The sequence below is a fragment of the Listeria ivanovii subsp. ivanovii genome, assembly GCF_900187025.1.
Taxonomy (GTDB): Bacteria; Bacillota; Bacilli; order Lactobacillales; family Listeriaceae; genus Listeria; species Listeria ivanovii.
Window position 1 is genome coordinate 432,424 of the sequence record NZ_LT906478.1, and the last position, 18,728, is coordinate 451,151.

General features: G+C 38.3%; 19 protein-coding genes and 1 pseudogene. 17 read left to right on the forward strand and 3 right to left on the reverse strand.

Features of this window, described 5'->3' with window-relative positions:
• Positions 1 to 179: 179 nt before the first annotated feature.
• The 3 genes from CKV67_RS02080 (at position 180) to aroD (ending at position 3,973) form a co-directional block, all read left to right on the forward strand.
• Positions 180 to 2,174, forward strand: coding sequence for an NAD(P)/FAD-dependent oxidoreductase (locus CKV67_RS02080; protein WP_025279753.1), 1,995 nt, complete (start codon positions 180 to 182; stop codon positions 2,172 to 2,174).
• A 99-nt stretch (positions 2,175 to 2,273) separates the two neighbouring features.
• Positions 2,274 to 3,149, forward strand: coding sequence for a shikimate dehydrogenase (locus CKV67_RS02085; RefSeq protein ID WP_014091920.1), 876 nt, complete (start codon positions 2,274 to 2,276; stop codon positions 3,147 to 3,149).
• Positions 3,150 to 3,214: 65 nt separating this feature from the next.
• Positions 3,215 to 3,973 carry a type I 3-dehydroquinate dehydratase gene (aroD, locus tag CKV67_RS02090; RefSeq protein WP_014091921.1) on the forward strand — a complete coding sequence of 253 codons (759 nt, stop codon included), beginning with the start codon at positions 3,215 to 3,217 and terminating at the stop codon, positions 3,971 to 3,973.
• A gap of 62 nt (positions 3,974 to 4,035) precedes the next feature.
• Here the strand turns inward: aroD and CKV67_RS02095 are convergent, their stop codons facing one another.
• Positions 4,036 to 4,938: a LysR family transcriptional regulator gene (locus tag CKV67_RS02095; protein WP_014091922.1), complete on the reverse strand. Its 903-nt coding sequence runs from the start codon at positions 4,936 to 4,938 to the stop codon at positions 4,036 to 4,038.
• Between the two features lie 77 nt (positions 4,939 to 5,015).
• A complete protein-coding gene (locus CKV67_RS02100; RefSeq protein ID WP_014091923.1) occupies positions 5,016 to 6,773 on the reverse strand; it encodes a CocE/NonD family hydrolase in 1,758 nt (585 codons plus the stop codon).
• Between the two features lie 195 nt (positions 6,774 to 6,968).
• On the opposite strand from CKV67_RS02100, the gene CKV67_RS02105 reads away from it, so the two are divergent.
• Together CKV67_RS02105 and CKV67_RS02110 are read left to right on the forward strand one after the other, a co-directional pair.
• Positions 6,969 to 7,565, forward strand: coding sequence for an SGNH/GDSL hydrolase family protein (locus CKV67_RS02105; protein WP_014091924.1), 597 nt, complete (start codon positions 6,969 to 6,971; stop codon positions 7,563 to 7,565).
• Positions 7,566 to 7,819: 254 nt separating this feature from the next.
• Complete coding sequence (locus CKV67_RS02110; RefSeq protein WP_003745600.1) at positions 7,820 to 8,044, forward strand: DUF896 domain-containing protein; 225 nt, start codon at positions 7,820 to 7,822, stop codon at positions 8,042 to 8,044.
• Positions 8,045 to 8,061: 17 nt separating this feature from the next.
• Here CKV67_RS02110 and CKV67_RS14730 read toward each other — a convergent pair.
• Positions 8,062 to 8,330 (reverse strand): annotated as a pseudogene (locus CKV67_RS14730) (hypothetical protein).
• Between the two features lie 394 nt (positions 8,331 to 8,724).
• Between CKV67_RS14730 and rpiB the strand changes: the two are divergent.
• The 12 genes from rpiB to CKV67_RS02175 all read left to right on the forward strand — a co-directional run bounded on the left by rpiB (position 8,725) and on the right by CKV67_RS02175 (position 18,551).
• A complete protein-coding gene (rpiB, locus tag CKV67_RS02120) occupies positions 8,725 to 9,171 on the forward strand; it encodes a ribose 5-phosphate isomerase B (RefSeq protein WP_003745606.1) in 447 nt (148 codons plus the stop codon).
• Positions 9,168 to 9,836 carry a ribulose-phosphate 3-epimerase gene (locus tag CKV67_RS02125; protein ID WP_003745609.1) on the forward strand — a complete coding sequence of 223 codons (669 nt, stop codon included), beginning with the start codon at positions 9,168 to 9,170 and terminating at the stop codon, positions 9,834 to 9,836. The genes rpiB and CKV67_RS02125 overlap by 4 nt, the downstream gene beginning before the upstream one ends.
• 6 nt (positions 9,837 to 9,842) lie before the next feature.
• Positions 9,843 to 10,493 carry a transaldolase family protein gene (locus CKV67_RS02130; RefSeq protein ID WP_014091925.1) on the forward strand — a complete coding sequence of 217 codons (651 nt, stop codon included), beginning with the start codon at positions 9,843 to 9,845 and terminating at the stop codon, positions 10,491 to 10,493.
• A gap of 108 nt (positions 10,494 to 10,601) precedes the next feature.
• The gene (locus CKV67_RS02135; RefSeq protein ID WP_014091926.1) at positions 10,602 to 12,662 is read left to right on the forward strand and encodes a BglG family transcription antiterminator; all 2,061 of its coding nucleotides are present in this window, start codon (positions 10,602 to 10,604) and stop codon (positions 12,660 to 12,662) included.
• A gap of 3 nt (positions 12,663 to 12,665) precedes the next feature.
• Positions 12,666 to 13,268, forward strand: coding sequence for a KpsF/GutQ family sugar-phosphate isomerase (locus CKV67_RS02140; RefSeq protein WP_003745616.1), 603 nt, complete (start codon positions 12,666 to 12,668; stop codon positions 13,266 to 13,268).
• A gap of 27 nt (positions 13,269 to 13,295) precedes the next feature.
• A complete protein-coding gene (locus CKV67_RS02145) occupies positions 13,296 to 13,763 on the forward strand; it encodes a PTS sugar transporter subunit IIA (protein WP_003745617.1) in 468 nt (155 codons plus the stop codon).
• Positions 13,764 to 13,780: 17 nt separating this feature from the next.
• The gene (locus CKV67_RS02150; RefSeq protein ID WP_003745619.1) at positions 13,781 to 14,179 is read left to right on the forward strand and encodes a hypothetical protein; all 399 of its coding nucleotides are present in this window, start codon (positions 13,781 to 13,783) and stop codon (positions 14,177 to 14,179) included.
• Positions 14,180 to 14,189: 10 nt separating this feature from the next.
• Entirely contained in the window at positions 14,190 to 14,831 is a 642-nt protein-coding gene (gene rpe, locus CKV67_RS02155) for a ribulose-phosphate 3-epimerase (protein WP_014091928.1), read from the forward strand.
• Between the two features lie 4 nt (positions 14,832 to 14,835).
• Positions 14,836 to 15,882 (forward strand): galactitol-1-phosphate 5-dehydrogenase, encoded by a 1,047-nt coding sequence (locus CKV67_RS02160; protein ID WP_014091929.1) that lies wholly within the window; start codon positions 14,836 to 14,838, stop codon positions 15,880 to 15,882.
• 16 nt (positions 15,883 to 15,898) lie between these two features.
• Positions 15,899 to 16,192, forward strand: a complete 294-nt coding sequence (locus CKV67_RS02165; RefSeq protein WP_003721293.1) for a PTS sugar transporter subunit IIB — start codon at positions 15,899 to 15,901, stop codon at positions 16,190 to 16,192.
• A 14-nt stretch (positions 16,193 to 16,206) separates the two neighbouring features.
• A complete protein-coding gene (locus CKV67_RS02170) occupies positions 16,207 to 17,478 on the forward strand; it encodes a PTS galactitol transporter subunit IIC (protein ID WP_003745629.1) in 1,272 nt (423 codons plus the stop codon).
• A 137-nt stretch (positions 17,479 to 17,615) separates the two neighbouring features.
• Positions 17,616 to 18,551: a ribose-phosphate diphosphokinase gene (locus tag CKV67_RS02175; protein WP_014091930.1), complete on the forward strand. Its 936-nt coding sequence runs from the start codon at positions 17,616 to 17,618 to the stop codon at positions 18,549 to 18,551.
• The last annotated feature ends 177 nt before the right edge of the window (positions 18,552 to 18,728 follow it).

Sequence of the window (18,728 nt, forward strand, 5' to 3'; positions counted from 1 at the left end):
ATGCCTTCATAACTCTATTGTATTCGATTGCATAGAAAAAATCTATGGATAAATAGAAAAATATACATTAGATTAATAATTAGTCCTGATTTATAATTAAATGGAAATAAGATTGTGCATAGTTGAACGTGATAAATGTAACAATCGTTTGCCGAGATTATAGTCGCAGGAGGCTTATTATGACAGATTATCCGAGTATTTTTGAACCACTAACAGTAAAACGCATGACGATTAAAAACCGCGTGATTATGCCACCAATGGGTACAAACCTAGCTGGATTAAATGGCGAATTTTTAGAAGAACATATGGCTTATTATGAGCAAAGAGCAAAGGGTGGAACAGGGCTTATTACCATTGAAAATGCTTGTGTTGATTTTCCTTATGGCACAAACGGGACGACACAACTTCGAATTGATAACGACCAATATATCCCAGGTTTCTATAAGTTAACGGAACGCCTTCATAAACACGGAACTTGTGTATCCATCCAAATCAACCATGCTGGGGCTTCGGCTTATCCGGCTCGTTTAAACGGATTACAACCAGTTTCAGCATCTGATATCCCGTCGAAAACTGGTGGCACGATTCCTCGTCCGCTGACGGTAGAAGAAATTTATGAAATCGTGGATAAATACGGCGCTGCAGCCAGACGAGCACAACAAGCTGGTTTTGATGCAGTTGAAATCCATGGCGGCCATTCCTACTTACTATGCCAATTTTTATCACCACTTTATAACAAACGAACAGATGAATTTGGCGGAACACCAGAAAATCGCGCTCGGATTGTAAAACTAATCTTAGAAAAAGTACGTGCCGAAGTTGGTCCATTTTTCCCTATCGTGCTTCGTTTTAGTGCTGATGAGTTTGTTAATGGAGGAAATCATTTAGAGGATATTTTAGAACTACTAGATTATTGCCAGGAAGAAGCAGACATTTTGAATGTATCTGCAGCAATTAATGATAATTTATACTTACAAATTGACCAAATGAACCTAGAAGATGGCTGGAGAAGCTACCTAGCCAAAGCAGTCAAAGATAAATTCAATAAACCAACGATTACTTCTGGAAACATTCGAAGTCCAAAAGCTGCGGAAAAAATCTTGTCAGAAGGATATGCAGATTTACTTGCAATGGGGCGTGGCTTAATCGCTGAGCCTAATTGGGTGAATAAAGTGGCAGCTGGTCAAGAAGAAATGCTCCGAAAATGTATTTCTTGTAATATCGGTTGCGCGGATCACCGCATCGCAAAATCTAAACCAATTCGTTGTACCGTAAATCCGGATATTATCCATGAAGATAAATATAAAGAAACAAAAGTGACTCGTCCAACCAATGTCGTTGTTATCGGCGGTGGAACAGCAGGGCTTGAAGCAGCTTGTACGGCGGCCGAAGTTGGTTGCAACACAACATTGATTGAAGCAAACGAACAAACTGGAGGCTTAGCTCGCGAAATTGCCAATCTTCCCGACAAAAGCAGAATTGCCGATTTCCCTAATTATTTAGCGAATCGAGCAGCAATACTAACCAATTTAAAAGTTATTACGGGCACTAAAGCTGATACTGCGCTTATTGATACATTTAATCCTGATGTGGTGGTTAACGCCACAGGATCCAAACCATTACTTCCACCAATTAAAGGTTTGTTAGACGTGATTGACAAAGAAGGCAGCAATGTTCATTCTATCTTTGGATTAATTTCTAATATAGATGCATTTACTGATTTTAGTAACAAAAAAGTTGCAGTTATCGGTGGAGGTGCAGTTGGTCTTGATGTTGTCGAGTACTTCTCAGAACGAGGATCAGATGTTACAATTGTGGAAATGATGCCACTACTTGGAAAAGATTTAGATATGATAACGAGACTTTCGATGATGGATATTATTGAAAAAAACCATGTTGATGTCCAAACAGAAACAGCACTTACAGAAGTCGCAGCAGACCATTTTAAAGTGAAGCATGACGGAGTAGACACAGAAATTCCATTTGATTATGGTTTTGTATGTTTAGGAATGCGTCCAGAACGCCCATTAATGGAAGAACTTGCGACATATGGACAAGAAAAACAGATTGAAATTGTTAATATTGGCGATAGCGCAGCGACAAGGAAAATTTTGGAAGGCGTTCGCGAAGGCCGTAATATTTTAACCACTTTAGAAAAAATTGGCTCTTTGTAATCCGAAATGGCAAGGCGGAATTCGTCTTGCCACATTCGTTCTTTATATAAGCTCACATTTTCACAAATAAACCTTATTTTGGAAAGGATTGAAGTTATTATGACAAATAAAATTACAGAAAGAATTACAGGACACACAGAATTAATCGGGTTAATCGCCACACCAATTAGACACAGCTTATCTCCAACGATGCACAATGAAGCTTTTGCAAAACTAGGGCTGGATTATGTATATCTTGCTTTTGAAGTTGGCGACAAAGAATTAAAAGATGTTGTTCAAGGATTCCGCGCAATGAACTTACGTGGTTGGAATGTATCCATGCCAAACAAAACAAATATCCACAAATACTTAGACAAATTATCCCCAGCAGCTGAACTTGTTGGCGCGGTTAATACCGTTGTGAATGATAATGGTGTTTTAACTGGTCATATTACTGATGGCACTGGCTACATGCGTGCTTTGAAAGAAGCAGGACATGACATCATTGGCAAGAAAATGACGATTTGTGGCGCTGGTGGTGCGGCAACAGCGATTTGTATCCAAGCAGCACTCGACGGCGTGAAAGAAATCTCTATCTTTAACAGAAAAGACGATTTTTACGCAAATGCCCAAAAAACAGTAGAAAAAATCAATTCAAAAACAGATTGTAAAGCACAATTATTTGATATTGAAGACCACGAACAATTACGCAAAGAAATCTCGGAAAGTGTTATTTTCACAAATGCGACTGGTGTGGGAATGAAACCTTTTGAAGGAGAAACTCTACTACCAAGCGCGGATATGTTGCGCCCAGAACTAATCGTGTCAGATGTTGTTTACAAACCAACAAAAACTAGATTACTAGAAATTGCTGAAGAACAAGGTTGCCAAACATTAAACGGCTTAGGCATGATGCTTTGGCAAGGTGCGAAAGCTTTCGAAATCTGGACACACAAAGAAATGCCAGTGGATTACATTAAAGAAATCTTATTTTAAAAACTTGCACTCTGAGAAAGTTATCGTTAATCTTAAGACATAATATCGAATGAGGAGAATTTTAGATGAATAAAGTAGTCGTAAAAAATGTAACTTTTGGTGAAGGTGCACCGAAAATTTGTGTACCAATGGTTGGTAAGACGGTTGCCGCACTTAAAGAAGAAGCAGAAATGCTAAAAACAATTGATTTGGATGTAGTAGAATGGCGCGTTGATTTCTTTGAAGGCGTGGAAGATTTAGCCAAAGTGGAAATAGCTTTAGATGAAATTCGTGCTATTTTGCCAGAAACACCAATTTTATTTACGTTCCGTAGCGCAAAAGAAGGCGGAGAATTGGCTGTTAGTGATGCATTTTACTTCGAATTAAACGAAACGATTGCCACGACTAAAAAAGTAGATTTAGTCGATGTTGAACTTTTCAATGAAGAAGCGGACATACTAAAACTAATTGAAACGGCTCATAAAAACGATGTCAAAGTGGTCATGTCTAACCATGATTTTGACAAAACACCGGCAAAAGAAGAAATTATCTCCCGTTTAACTCGAATGGGAGCACTTGGAGCAGATCTTCCAAAAATCGCGGTTATGCCAAAGTCAGCTGCCGATGTACTAACATTATTAACAGCTACAAATGAAGTATTTGAAAAGGCAAATCAACCAATTATTACCATGTCTATGGCAGGAACGGGTGTTATTAGTCGACTTGCTGGGGAAGTATTTGGTTCTGCAATGACCTTTGGAGCTGCTAAAAAAGCATCTGCACCTGGTCAAATTGATGTCAATGAATTGCGCCATGTGCTCGATTTATTGCATAAACAATTTTAAAAATGTGAAAAACAGACATTCGCTTTCATCTAGAAGTGAATGTCTGTTTTTTATTGTAGCTTTCAATTAAAATAGCTTTTTATAAATGAAAATAGCTCTTGAACGAGTTCATTCTCATTAGGTTTATCAAGTGCAGCAACGATATCTTGGTCTGTACTATCATTTTCTAAATCGACAATTTTAATATGATATTTTTCAGCAAGTGTACCATCATTCATGCCAGAATATAAGAACGCCAATCCTTCACCAACAGAAGTCATAGATAATCCTTCATCAAGATTTTGAACATAAGAATTAGCTTTCAAATTAAAACCATGTTTGGTGCACTCGCTGATGACATAATCCACAATGACAGGAGATTGTTTTCGTTCAAGCAAAATAACGGTTTCCTCTTTCAATTCAGCAAAATTTAATTTCTTCATGTGGCTGAATTTATGATTTGCTGGTAAGGCAATTTGAAGATGATTATTGATAAATGGTACTTTTTCAATGTCTTTACTCCCGTTAAAATAAGTGGATAAATTAAACACTAAATCATAGGCGCCATTAGAAAGCCCATCAGACAAGTTCATTGGCGTATCAGGTTTTAATGAAAACTGGACATATGGATGGCTTGCTTTAAACTCCTCGATTAATTCATACATTTTACTCAAATTGAAATTTGCTAAATAACCGATTTTTACTAATTGTCTCGATTCATCTGGCGTCTCTTGCTTATCAAACATATGAGTTAGCTGGTTTACGCGTTTTAAAATATCATTTACTTCGACTAAAAACTGTTCACCAGCGCTAGATAATTCGAGTGCATGTCGGTGCCGAATAAAAAGTTCGACACCAATTTCAGCTTCAAGCTCTTGTATTCTTCTACTGAGAGTGGGCTGAGAAATATACAATTTTTGAGCAGCTTTTGTAAAATTACCTTGCTCAGCTACGTCAACAAAATACTTTAAAGTAGATAACTTCATAATGACTCCAATCAAATAAAGAGACTTAATAGTAGTCTTAGTATAAAGTGAAGAAATTTGTTTGACAAGTTATTCTATTAATTATTGAGTGGCAGTTGAATATAAGAAGCGTAATCTCCGCCAGTATGGAGAACGTGCACCCCTTTGTTGTCAGGCGTGCAACCAGGTGTTCCTGGCATAACAGAGCCAAGTTCATCTTTGCTACTGATAACCACTCGTAATGTTTCCCCTGTTTTGTAAGCTAAACCAAGTGGGCTTAACACGATATCTAGTTCAACAATTTCTCCTTTAGCTAGTTTTTCCACTCTGTCAAAACTATAAGCAGGAATTTCTTCTGTTGTAAGCTTGCTATCAAGGTGACGCATCGAAGCACGAAGCCGTCCCCAAGCCCCTTTATAACGCAAGGCAGATGCGCCTTCCTGGGTGAAATCTTGCAGTGCAGCTCCGTGATTTGGAACAACAAACTCACTTAAGACATTACCAAATTTATCCAGTTTTTGCACCCAAACAAAAACATCCATATCGTCATAACTATCGACTTCCATAAATAGTTTTGCTTTTGGATAACCGACGAAATCAGTATCTTTATCAAAGGTCATTTGGAAAGAAGTACGTCCTGGCAAATTTTCTGGAGCATATTTTACCGGGAAATCTTCTGTTTCAGGAGTTGTTTGTAAAGTACGGAATTTTCCGTTCATGAAATAACGTTTGTTTTTGGTAGCTAAAGGTGGGAAAGTTTCAGCTGGCAAGTCTGTTTGATTGCGACCTTGAAAATCAATTAGCGAATAGCGAACAGTAGGAGTTTCTTTCCAGTTATTCTCTTTTCCTAACAAGTAGTAATCAAAGAAGCGACGTAGTTCTTCGATATTATCTTGATCATAGTAATATGGCCATTCTTGACGGTCATGAATACGAAGCCATTTTTCCTTAGAAGCAAGGGAACGCCAAGAACGGAAAGTGCCTATTGTGTGTAAAGTGTTAGAATAACTAGCGACAACAAAAGCGGGAATAGTGATTTTACGAGGATCAGCTACTTTATCTTTCCAAACTGCAGCATCAGCTAAGGGGAAAGCTTCCATTTCTTTTGTTAAGTCTTCGCGCTTTGCATGTTTGGCACTGACATGATTAACTTGTAAGCGTTCGATGAAGTTTTTATCAGGGATACCACCAATAAAAGCGAGATCTCGATAACCATCAGCTAAACCTTCTGTTGGGTTAATACAAGTTAAATGTGGTGGTTGTTCAGCGGCTATATACCACTGTGAGAAGGCTAAATAAGATGTCCCGGTTAGCGCTGTTTTGCCATTACTCCAAGATTGAGTTGCCAGCCATTCAATTAAATCATAGCCATCTTCTGCTTCTTGGGAGCCAATCATAGTTGTGTCACCTTCACTATGAGCAATTCCGCGCATATCTGGGTTACAAACAGCATATCCATGAGCGCACCAATATGCTGGATCAGGTGCTTCGAATTTAGTAAGACCAGAATTCCAAGTGTTTCCCATTCCTAACATTTGGAATAGATTTTTGTAACGAGGAGCAGTTCCGGCGCTCTTACCATAAGGGCTCCAAGCTACTAAAACTGGAACCTTTTCTTCCGTGATTGGTAAATAAATATCCGTATAAATTGTTATTCCGTCACGCATTTGAACAGGGACATCTTTTAACATTTTAATCGCGCAATCGAGTGGTTTAAAACCTTCCGCAATTTGGGAACCTTTTTCCAGAATAATTTCTTTCGTTTCAAATGGGCTAAGTACACCATGTTCGATTCCGTTATCCACATATTCAAAAGATGGACTAAAAAGCATTTTTTCTGTCATTTTTGTAGTCATATATATTACCTCCGATTTAAAATTAGTAGTAAGTTGTTTACATTTTAATTATAGGTAGTCGGGCAACTGTTGTACAATCGCAATTTTGGATAGTTTAGTGCTAGGGAAACAAGATATACAAAAAATGAATAACAACTAAAAAGTCATTTTTTTGTTATAATAAGGAATCAGGAATTTTAAAGGAGACGGAACTTAGTGAAGAAGAAATTACTTTTTTTAGGCGATAGTGTCACAGATGCAGGAAGAGACTTTGCGGATGGTTATGATTTAGGTCAGGGATACGTAAAATATATTGCGGATAGCTTGAAAACAGAAGATGTGACGGTTTTAAATCGTGGTGTTAGTGCGAACCGGGTGGCGGATTTACATCGTCGTATTGATACCGATGCGATAGAATTCACACCAGATGTCGTGACAATTTTAATTGGGATAAATGATACTTGGTTTAGTTTTAGCAGATGGGAAGATACATCTGTTACTGCCTTTAAGGAAGTTTACCGCGTGATTTTAACGCGAATTAAAGTGGAAACTAATGCAGAAATCGTATTAATGGAACCATTTGTTTTACCTTATCCAGAAGATAGAAAAGCTTGGCGCGGCGATCTAGATCCGAAAATTGGTGCGGTACGCGAACTTGCAGCTGAATTTGGCGCAACACTTATTCCGCTCGATGGCTTAATGAATGCTTTAGCTGTCAAACACGGTCCAACTTATTTGGCAGAAGACGGTGTTCATCCTACCAAAGCGGGGCACGAGGCAATAGCTTCTATTTGGCTAGAATTCACAAAATAAGTCTTTACAGGGATTTTTATCCATGCTATAGTTGATTCTATGCGATGAGCCTACAAGCAGTGACTTAAGTATCACTGCCCCATTTTCCGCGTTATAGCTTTGTGGAAGGCTGCGGAAGATGACGCTATGAAATACTCCTTATTAATTTAAGGGGTATTTTTTTATAAAAAAGCATGAGTTTGACTTTTTCTGACCTTTGTATTATAATTTTGTTAGTTACTTATTAAAAGTAACAATATGATAGGAGGGATAGCATGAAATTGTTATTAAAAAATATAAATGAATTAGCTGCGAAACAAAAGAATGAAGGTTTAACTGACTTTGAAAAAGAAAGACAAGCTGCCCTTCGTCAAGAATATTTACAAAAAATCAGAGGAACTGTACAAGATAATCTGCACCATGTGACCATCATTGACCCACTTGGCGACGATGTAACCCCTAAAAAACTAAAAGAAATTCAAGCTGAACTACGAGGCTGATAGAATAATAAAACCACCTAAAATCCGTTTTTGAAAATGGGTTTTAGGTGGTTTTTTTGTTTATGAAGCTGAAGATATTTATAAATCCAAAGTAATAAGAAGCAGAAGCTAATTATGAAAAAATAATTGGATTAATAACTAAGCTTGTATTGAAAGGATTATTATCAATACTCCTATCCATTAATCCAGAATGAATTGAAAGTCCGCGTAAAAATTGTAAACATTGAACTATAAATAGCAAAATAAGCCCTGTGATGCCAGTTTTTATAAAATAGTTAAAGTTCAATTGTATTCCTCCTGAGGTTATTTTAAGTATGTTTAAAGTCAAGTAATAGCTATTTTGCTATTACTTGAAAAGATAAATTACTAAGTGGTTTTGTCAAATAAGCTTTTGTTTGATAGCTTTGATTATTGGAAGAAGGATTTTCAATCACAGATAATTCATAAGTTGATTTGGATGTTACTTGTCGGAATCTACCATTAATATAACCATCTTTTATACTCACAACTTGAGATTTGGAGGAATTTTCTATTTGTTTTCGAACAGCTACTAATTTTTCCAGCTCAAATACTTCTTTGAGAATCAGCTTGTGTAAACCTCGCGAGAAAAATGGGACGCAACGCCTCTAACGATTATCCCTTTATGGTGCTACAATCAAATCAGGAAAGGAGAGGATAGCATGGAAATTGCTATAGCAGCGGATCATGGAGGATTTCAACTGAAAGAAAAGATTCGGACACATCTTTATGAAAGCGGATACGCAGTCAAGGATTTTGGGTGTTATTCCGCAGAAACGGTTGATTTTCCCGAATACGCGGCCAAAGTAGGGTATTTTGTTTCCGAGCATGGTAGCTTAGGCGTATTATGTTGTGGGACAGGAATTGGGATGTCGATTGCGGCAAACAAAATTGATGGGGTGCGAGCGGCAGTCGTTTCGGATACTTTCTCAGCGATGATGACGCGGCGCCACAACGATAGCAATGTGCTGTGCCTGGGGGAGCGTGTACTTGGAGATAGCTTGGCGTTACTCTTACTGGATACGTGGTTAGAAGCAGAATTCGAAGGTGGACGGCATTTGACGAGGCTTGCTAAATTAACTGCACTTGAAACGGGGGGAACTAAATGAAAATGATTGCGGCATCGATTATGTGTGCAGACTCGCTTCATTTAGCGGATGAACTGCGTGCTCTTGAAAAAGCAAAGGTTAAAATGCTTCATTGTGATGTGATGGATGGCGTTTTTGTTGCCAATACAGCAATGGGAGCATACGTGTTACAGGACATTAAAAACAACACAGATATGTTACTGGATGTTCATTTAGCTACTGTAAACCCAGATGAATTTGTGGATTTATACGCAGCAATAAAACCTGCATATATGTCTTTTCACGTCGAAAATTCACCAGATGTAGCGGCAACTATTAGTCATATTCGTTCGCTCGGGATAAAACCTTCCATTGCCATTAGCCCAGAAACAGCCATTGAAAAAATTTATCCATTTTTAGATGAAGTAGATATGGTTTTGATGATGACCGTTAATCCAGGTTTTGCAGGGCAGAAATTTCAACGTCATGTCTTAGAAAAAATCCAGCAACTAAAGAAAGAGTTAGAAAACCATACTAATAAACCATTAATCGAAGTCGATGGAAATATTTTTGAAGAAACGGTGCGTTTACTTGAACCGATTGGCGTCGATATTTATGTAGTTGGGACGGCGGCTCTATTTAATGATAAAACAGGCAGTTACACAGAAAAATTAGCCCCACTTCGAGAAATTATCAAAGAAAGGTGAGAATATATGCACTTAGATTCAGGAAACTTAGAAGATATAAAAAAAATTCAAGCTAGTTCTATTTTCAAAGGAATAACAACGAATCCATCTATCTTAGTAAAAGAGAAATGCTCCAGAAAAACTGCTATTACGAACATCTTACAACAAAGCAATAAACTTGTTTTTGTCCAAACAGTTGGCTTTACGTATGAAGAAATTTTGGCTGACGCAAGCGCATTATTAGCGACTTTTGGAAAAGAGAGAATTGCTATCAAGATTCCCGCGCATGAAGACGGAATTTATGTCATTGAAACACTAAAAAAGGAAGACAAAACAATAAAGCTACTTGGAACAGCGATTTATTCGGCAGATCAAGCCATTGCGGCAGGGCTTGCGGGGGCCGATTTTGTTGCTCCTTATGTCAATCGAATGAGTGGAGCAAGTATTAATCCATTTAAAGAAATTGCTAAAATGCGTCATTTTTTTGATAAACAAGCGTTATCCACGCAAATAATGGCGGCGAGTTTTAAAAATGCAGGGCAAGTGATGGAAGCTTACGAAAGTGGTGCTGACACAGTAACGATTCCGTATGATATTTATGAGCAAATGACTAATAAAGTACTAGCAATCGAAGCAATCCACGTTTTCAATCAAGATGCAACCTTGTTCGAAAGCTAACATTCTCCTTCTCATCTTGTGGAAGTACTTGGAGAAAACTTGGGATGAAAGCGCATTCTTAAGCGACTCCTCCTATGCTATAATTAGGCTATCAAAGGGGGGGAACGCATGTATCTGGATAATCGGAGTAAAACATTGTTTCAAGAGGTCATTAAAAACCCTAACATTACAAACAAACAACTCGAAGTAAAATATAAATTATCTCGCTATCAAATTAGTTACAGTTTTCAAAAAGTAAATGAATGGTTAAAGTGGAAAAATTATCCAGAAGTGAAGCGCTCCAAAAATGGTAAGTTCATTTTAGAACCAGAACTAACAACCCTTTTTTCTGAAAAAGAAACAAGAGATCCAAGCGTGGAATATTTACCATCAGAAAACGAACGGGCTAATCTGATTTTGCTAATGCTTCTTACTGCCAAAGAAGAACTATCCCTCGCCCATTTCACAACAAAGATACAAGTAAGCAAAAACACGATACTCAGAGATTTAAAAGTAGCGCAAAAATTGCTCCCGGCAGAAACGACCGTGACATATAGCCGTGCATCTGGCTACCAATTAGCAGGAAGCGAGTGGGAATTACGCAAGGTTCTAACCCAAGTAGTGAGCAGCGTAAAAGAAATGTTTCGCGGTGAGCATTACTTCTTATCCTATTCTGGAATTGAACAAGCACAACTTATGGAAATTCGCCGCACACTCGAAGAAGCAGAAGCAATAATGCAAATCAAATTTACGTATGAACAAATTGAATTGTTGCCTTATCTATTATCTGTGATGTTTTTGCGAATAAGAGATCGAAGGCTAATTTACACTGCCTTTCAGATTGACGAAAAATCTTTATCTGATACCCGTGAATACCACATAACGGATATCTTACTGGAGAAAACAGGCCCTGTGCCAGAACAAGAAAGGTTATTTATTACCTTACAGCTACTCACAACGAATATTTTTTCAGGCGAGATTTTAACCGAAAGACTCACAGAAGATTTGGAAAAAGTAGTTTTGACATGCTTAGACTTATTTGAGAAAAAGGCACTCGTGTCACTCAAAAATAAACATATCCTAATCGAAAAATTACTTTTACATTTAAAACCGGCTTATTACCGAATCAAATACCAAATGAATTTAGAAGACAATTTATATGAAAAATTTAATCAAGAATTTGAAGCGCTGAATTTCATTGTAAAAGAAGCATTTGCCCCGCTAGCTAGATTTATTGGACATGAAATACCAGCTGGAGAAATTTTCTTCATCTCCTTATTTATTGGCAGCGACATGATACCGCAAAATGATATTTATCACCAACAAAAACGGGCGATTGTCCTTTGTCCAAGTGGGGTTACTTTTTCAAAAATTATGGAAAATATTCTAGTGAAGCTTTTTCCGGAAATCCATTTCTATCCTACTATTTCTGTTCGAGAGTATGCTTTTTTTAAAGCGGAGGTTGATATTGTCTTTTCGTCGATACCACTTAAGGATGCGGAAAATGTCTTTGTCGTTCAGCCATTTATAAGTGACATCGAAAAAACGCAACTGCGCCAACATGTGTTAGAACGTTTATTCGGGATGAGTAACCAACTGACGAGTATGGATAAAATCATGGATATTGTGGAGCGAAATGCCGATATAAGTGATGAAAGCGCAATTCGTGAAGGGATAATTGATATTCTATCTGCCAATACAGCAACAAAAGAAAACAGGCGGGTGAAAAAAGTATATCTTCATGATTTGATTACGGAAGAAAATATCATGATTTGTGATGATGTCAAAAATTATCAAGAAGCGATTCGGTTAGCGAGTCAACCACTTTTACTACAGCAAGCAATTACCGCCAACTATGTAAAAACGATGATTAATAATCACAATTTCTATGACCCTTATATCATAATCGGCGAAGATATCGCAATCCCACATGCTATGCCTAATGCAGGGGTAAATCGACTTGCTATGTCACTACTAGTCGTCAAAAACGGGGTTTATTTTTCCGAAACAGAACAGGTTCACTTCATTATTGTGATTGCACCTGTTGACAAAGAACAACATATTGAAGCCTTATATCAAATTGTTCATCTAGCAGAAAATGACACAATGCTAGCAAATCTACTGAAAAACGTTACGAAAGCAAAAATCATGCAAACAATTGACCAATTAATTATAAGAGAGGATGAATAAATCTTGGATAAACAAGCTATTTTAGAAAATATTCATAGCACTTGGCGTGAAGAAGCAGAAGCAATATTACGATTACCAGAAGTAACGAATGAAAATGCTCTTATCGAAACAGTCGAGAAAATTGCTAATTGTACGGGGAAGATTGTCGTATCTGGTTGCGGAACTTCTGGAGTCGCGGCGAAAAAATTAGTCCATTCTTTTAATTGCATTGAGCGTCCTGCTGTTTTCTTGACGCCATCAGATGCTGTCCATGGAACGCTTGGGGTGCTTCAACAAGATGATATATTAATTCTTATTTCAAAAGGTGGCAATACCGGAGAATTATTAAATTTAATACCAGCATGTAAAACGAAAGGCAGCACACTAATCGGCGTGACAGAAAATCCAGAATCAGTTATCGCAAAAGAAGCAGATATCTTTTTCCCAGTAAGTGTAGCCAAAGAGCCAGATCCATTTAATATGTTGGCGACAGCAAGCACGATGACTGTCATTGCGAGTTTTGATGCGATTATTGTTTGTTTAATGACTTATATGAACTATACGAAAGAACAGTTTTCAGTCATCCATCCTGGTGGCGCCGTCGGAAATAAACTATTAAATAAATAAGTAAGCAGCCAGTCGGAGGGATGCAATTTGGATGTATTAGAATATTTTAAAGAAGAAATGGTGCTATTTTCAAATGAACAAGATAAAGAGAACTTATTATCAGAGATGGCAGAACAACTTATTCAAGTAGGAGCAGTGAAGCCGAGTTTTAAAGAAGCCGTTATTAAACGGGAGGCGGTTTTTCCAACGGGGTTATTAACGGCCCATGCTGGTGTAGCTATTCCACATACAGATAGCGAGCATGTGATTCGACCAGTTATTGCGGTTCGGATTTTAGAGACACCCGTTTCCTTTATCGAAATGGCATCTGATAACGAAGCTATTGAAGTGAAGGTAGTCTTTATGATGGCATTAAAAAGTGCAGATGAACAGCTAGATATGCTGCAAACACTCATTCAACTAATTCAAGACGAGGAGGTGATGACGACTTTACTTGAAGCCAAGGAAACTACCAATGTTTTGACAGCAATTGAGCAGTTTTCAAGAAATACTTAAGGGAGGCCCGAGAATAGATGGGAAATTTTTTCGCGAGTTTTGTTAATTGGCTAATAGGAAGCCCAGGTAGATTCGTCGTTCAATTAATTGAAAATAATATGTTGATATTTATGCTCTTTGCAATGCTTTATACAACCACCATTTTATATGCAAAATGGACGCTCACATACTATTTACCAAAAAAAATGTACCAGTTGGCTAAAATGAAAACGTGGGAGCTGGAAGAATTACACGAAGCATGGCAAACGGAGAAAAAATCACTTCCATGGTATATTCTCGTTCCAAGCCGCAATGAATTTTGGGTGAAGTCCGCAAAAAATGCACCAGAATCAACCAAGTTACTTCATTTTAGCCAGCAAAAACTAAAACTAAGCGACAAGGAAAAGTTACAAAAAATCATTGAAATTCAATCTTGAGGTGAGAAAAGTGGCAAAAATAGTTCCTTCTGTCTTTGGGGCAGATATTGGTAGGATAAACGAACAACTACAAGTATTAGAGAAAAACGGAATCGATTTATTGCATGTTGATATGATGGACGGCTCGTTTGTTCCAAATATAGCATTCGGACCAGATCAAATTAAAATGATGAAAAAAGGTACGAAACTACAATTTGATGTACATATGATGGTTTATGAACCGGACCGTTATATCCCAAGGCTAGTGGAAGCAGGCGCACACATGATTACGGTACATCAAGAAGCAACAACCCATTTACACCGAACCATTCAACTAATTAAAAGCTACGGTGTTAGAGCAGGGGTTGTCCTCAATCCTGGGACACCACCTAGTACACTAGAATACGTTCTTGATGACCTCGACTGCATTTTGCTTATGACAGTCAATCCTGGACTTGGCGGACAGACTTTCTTTCAATCAAGTCTAGAAAAAATCAGAAAAACAAAAGCTTATATTGGAGATCGACCAATCCAAATCGAAGTTGATGGTGGAGTGAATGCAGAACTAGCAAAAGAATGCACACTTGCCGGCGCAGATTTAATCGTTGTTGGATCCTACTTATTTGAAGGCGGCATCGAGGCCAATTTGGCAGAGTTAGCGAAAGGAGTTTAAAAAAATGAAAGCGTTAAAATTGTATGGAAAAAGAGATTTGCGTTATGAAGAAGCAGACATGCCAACGATTGAAAACCCAGATGAGGTTATTTTAAAAGTAAAAACGGTCGGAATATGTGGCTCGGATATTTCGAGATACAGCAAACTTGGACCTTATGTACCAGGAATGGTTTGGGGGCATGAATTTTCAGGAGAAGTAATCGAAGTCGGAAGTGCAGTAAAAGATATTACGATTGGTGATAGGGCTGCCGGATGCCCAGCACTCTATTGTGGAGAGTGTGAATACTGTAAAAAAGGCGAATTCGCCCGCTGTCGGAAGCTAACAGTAATCGGAGCAAGACATCCCGGAGCCTATGCTGAGTATATCAAACTTCCAGCAGAAAATGTAGTAAAAATACCAGATGAACTAGATTACGAAGCTGCTGCGCTTGTCGAACCTTCAGCAGTTGTTGTGCACGGATATTATCATACTAAATTACAAGCAGGCGATGATGTTGTCGTTGTCGGAAGTGGAAATATCGGTTTGCTTGCGATACAATGGGCAAAAATTTTTGGCGCTAGAAAAGTAATCGCGATTGATGTCGATGATAAAAAGCTAGCCCAAGCAAAAGAAGTCGGCGCGGATGTAGTCATCAACTCTCTAAAAGAAGATCCTTTAGAAGTAGTCGCAGCACATACAGATGACTTAAATGCCGATTTAGTAGTTGAAGCAGCAGGCTCGCCAATCACCTCTGCACAAGTATTTGCTTATGCGAAAAAAGGTGGTGGCGTAGTGTTTCTCGGAATTCCATATGCTGACGTAACGATTGAACGTTTCTACTTTGAAAAAATTGTTCGAAGTGAGCTTACAGTGTGGGGTTCTTGGAATGCGATATCTGCTCCATTCCCAGGAAAAGAATGGCAAACAACAATTCACTTTTTAGCGAACAAGCAAATTAATATCGAACCAATGATCACTCACCGTCTTTCACTAAAAGAGGGACCAGAAGTTTTTGAACGAATTTATGCGCGCAATGAATTTTTCGGGAAAGTGTTATTTTTCCCAGAATGAATAGGGGGAATTTAGGATGAAAAAGAAACGAATTTATGTCTGTTGTGGAACAGGGATTGCGACTTCAACAGTTATTTCTAAAAAAGTACGTGCGGTGTTAGACGAAAAACGGATTCCATATGAAATTAGCCAGTGTACAGTGCAAGAAGTAGCTTCCAAAGTGAGTACATCCAAACCAGATATCATCGTTAGTTCAACAACCGTTACTGGAGATGTTGGCGATGTACCAGTAGTCATTGGCAGGTCATTTCTAACAGGTCTAAAAAAGCAAGAAACAATCGATGAAATACTCGCGATACTTCAAGATTAAAGGGAGGACATAAAATGGATATTATTCTAGATTTCTTTAAATATATTATCGGACTTGGTGTAACAGTTATGATGCCGATTATTATTACGATTTTAGGCGTGATTTTCCGTAAAAAAATTAGTGTTGCTTTTAAAGCGGGTCTAACTGTTGGCGTTGGTTTCGTTGGTTTAGGGGTTATCACGTCCCTAATGTTAACGACGATTACACCAGTTACTAAAGCTCTTGTAGAGAATTATAATTTTAAATTAACCGCGACGGATATCGGCTGGGGAGTTGGTTCGTCACTTGCTTGGGGAACAGAAGTTGTACCATTTGTTTTTGTAGCAATTATTGCCACTAATATAGTGATGATTGCTTTTAAATGGACAAAAACAATGGATGTCGATATTTGGAACTACTGGCAACCACTTTTCATCGCTAGTGCACTATACCTAACTACCGGTAGCATGGCGATTGCCGTATTTAGCTCGATTATCAATATGGCAATTATCTTCAAAATCGCTGACTGGACACAAAAAGATGTAGAAAATGTGCTGGGACTTGAAGGGATCTCCTTACCACAAATTCAAACAACTGGTTGGGCACTCGTTGGCTACCCAATGAACTGGTTAATCGGCAAAATTCCCGGTGTTCGAAAAATCAATTGGTCCACAGAAAAAGTGCAATCTCGCTTAGGAATTTTTGGCGAACCGATGCTAATGGGCTTAATTATTGGTGGTGGACTTGCTGCGATTGCACAAATGCCACTAAGCCAAGTACTCCAAACCGGGGTAACGATTGCTGCTAGTTTAGTATTAATTCCGCGGATGGTTTCTTTACTAATGGATGGATTAACGGTCATATCAGAAGCAGCCCACGAATTTATGGAAAAACGCTTCCCTGGTCGCGAACTATTTATCGGTTTAGATTCAGCAGTCGGAATCGGTCATCCGTTCGTTTTATCCTTAGGTCTATTAATGATTCCAATCACATTAGTTCTAGCCTTCATTTTACCAGGAAACAAAGTGCTTCCTTTAGCTGATTTAACAGCATTACCATTTTATATGATTTTTGCCATTGTTCCGTCGAAAGGTAACTTGTTTAGAGGAATTTTCACAGGGATTGTCATTGTTATCATCACCCTCTACCTATCTGGCGCAGCGGCACCACTTATGACAGAACTTGCAGGGCAGATTGGTTATAACATACCAAAAGATGCGGTAGAAGTAACTTCGCTTGCCGTTGGAACACAGTGGTATACATGGATTGTTTATTACGGTCTTCACTGGTTTGGTGGTATTTTGTAATCTCGCAGGCAAAACAAGCATTAGTTAGCGCTAATGCTTGTTTTATTTTGGTTAACCCCTTTTAGCTAGTAGACATTGTTTGGACAGTTCTATATAATAATAAGGAGAAGAAATCAGCACGGCGGAAGGAGATAGCAATGGTACGCAAAATGAAACTTTTTTCTGTGACGAGTGAGAGACCACTTGCAACAAAAATTGCAGATTATCTAGATATACCTTTATGTGAGGTGGAACTCCAGAAATTTAGTGATGGAGAAGTGAAGATTAATATTGAGGAAAGTATTCGCGGGACTAACGCGTATGTAGTTCAATCAATGAACGCAAATGTGAATGAACGCCTAATGGAGCTTTTAATTATGGTCGATGCTTTAAAACGAGCTTCAGTTCACTCAATCAATATAATCATGCCGTATTATGGCTATGCTCGTCAGGATAGAAAAGCGCGTTCAAGAGAACCTATAACTGCCAAATTAATGGCAAACTTAATTCAACGTGCTGGTGCAGATCGTTTAATCACGGTAGATTTACATGCAGCACAAATTCAGGGCTTTTTCAACATCCCAATCGATCACCTTTCAGCAGTTCCGCTAATTGGTGACTATCTAATTGAAAAATACGGAGAAGAAGATGTCGTTGTAGTCGCACCAGATCACAGCGGTGTAGTTCGGGCACGCAGAATTGCCGACCGACTAGACGCTCCAATTGCCATTTTAAATCGTAAACCAAGACCGCACGAAGACGAAATCATGAGTGTCATTGGTGATGTGAAAGGTAAAGTTGCCATTGTGGTGGATGATATTATTGATACCGGTGTTCGCGCAACAACCTCAGCTGACGTTCTATTAGAAAAAGGTGCTGTAGAAGTAATCGCCTGTGCAACTCATTCAGTTATGGCTGGAGATGCAACAGAACGATTACAAAACTCACCAATCAAAGAAATAATCATATCCGACTCCATCGACCTTCCAGAAGATAAACAATTCGAAAAGCTAACAACTATCTCCATTGGTCGAATCTTAGGTCGTGCAATCGAAGGGGTTCAAGAAAATCGCTCGTTGCATCCACTTTTTTAAGGAGATTAATAGTAGGAAATTGGGAACAGGGCTTCTATTGGGGCTCTGTTTTTTTATGAACTATTATCTGTCGACCATCAGTAGTGCAGAAAACAGGGGAGGTCGACAGAAAACTGGATTGACTGTGAGAGAATGAGTTTGAAGCTTTTAAAGTTAGTTATTAGTAGTTAGACATTC

Excerpts from the sequence above, each read along its gene's own strand:
- CKV67_RS02150 (WP_003745619.1), top strand. The coding sequence starts at position 13,781 with ATGGGAAATTTTTTCGCGAGTTTTGTTAATTGGCTAATAGGAAGCCCA.
- CKV67_RS02165 (WP_003721293.1), top strand. The coding sequence starts at position 15,899 with ATGAAAAAGAAACGAATTTATGTCTGTTGTGGAACAGGGATTGCGACT.
- aroD (WP_014091921.1), top strand. The coding sequence starts at position 3,215 with ATGAATAAAGTAGTCGTAAAAAATGTAACTTTTGGTGAAGGTGCACCG.
- CKV67_RS02170 (WP_003745629.1), top strand. The coding sequence starts at position 16,207 with ATGGATATTATTCTAGATTTCTTTAAATATATTATCGGACTTGGTGTA.
- CKV67_RS02175 (WP_014091930.1), top strand. The coding sequence starts at position 17,616 with ATGGTACGCAAAATGAAACTTTTTTCTGTGACGAGTGAGAGACCACTT.
- CKV67_RS02130 (WP_014091925.1), top strand. The coding sequence starts at position 9,843 with ATGCACTTAGATTCAGGAAACTTAGAAGATATAAAAAAAATTCAAGCT.
- CKV67_RS02085 (WP_014091920.1), top strand. The coding sequence starts at position 2,274 with ATGACAAATAAAATTACAGAAAGAATTACAGGACACACAGAATTAATC.
- CKV67_RS02080 (WP_025279753.1), top strand. The coding sequence starts at position 180 with ATGACAGATTATCCGAGTATTTTTGAACCACTAACAGTAAAACGCATG.
- CKV67_RS02135 (WP_014091926.1), top strand. The coding sequence starts at position 10,602 with ATGTATCTGGATAATCGGAGTAAAACATTGTTTCAAGAGGTCATTAAA.
- CKV67_RS02110 (WP_003745600.1), top strand. The coding sequence starts at position 7,820 with ATGAAATTGTTATTAAAAAATATAAATGAATTAGCTGCGAAACAAAAG.
- rpiB (WP_003745606.1), top strand. The coding sequence starts at position 8,725 with ATGGAAATTGCTATAGCAGCGGATCATGGAGGATTTCAACTGAAAGAA.
- CKV67_RS02095 (WP_014091922.1), bottom strand. The coding sequence starts at position 4,938 with ATGAAGTTATCTACTTTAAAGTATTTTGTTGACGTAGCTGAGCAAGGT.
- CKV67_RS02125 (WP_003745609.1), top strand. The coding sequence starts at position 9,168 with ATGAAAATGATTGCGGCATCGATTATGTGTGCAGACTCGCTTCATTTA.
- CKV67_RS02100 (WP_014091923.1), bottom strand. The coding sequence starts at position 6,773 with ATGACTACAAAAATGACAGAAAAAATGCTTTTTAGTCCATCTTTTGAA.
- CKV67_RS02160 (WP_014091929.1), top strand. The coding sequence starts at position 14,836 with ATGAAAGCGTTAAAATTGTATGGAAAAAGAGATTTGCGTTATGAAGAA.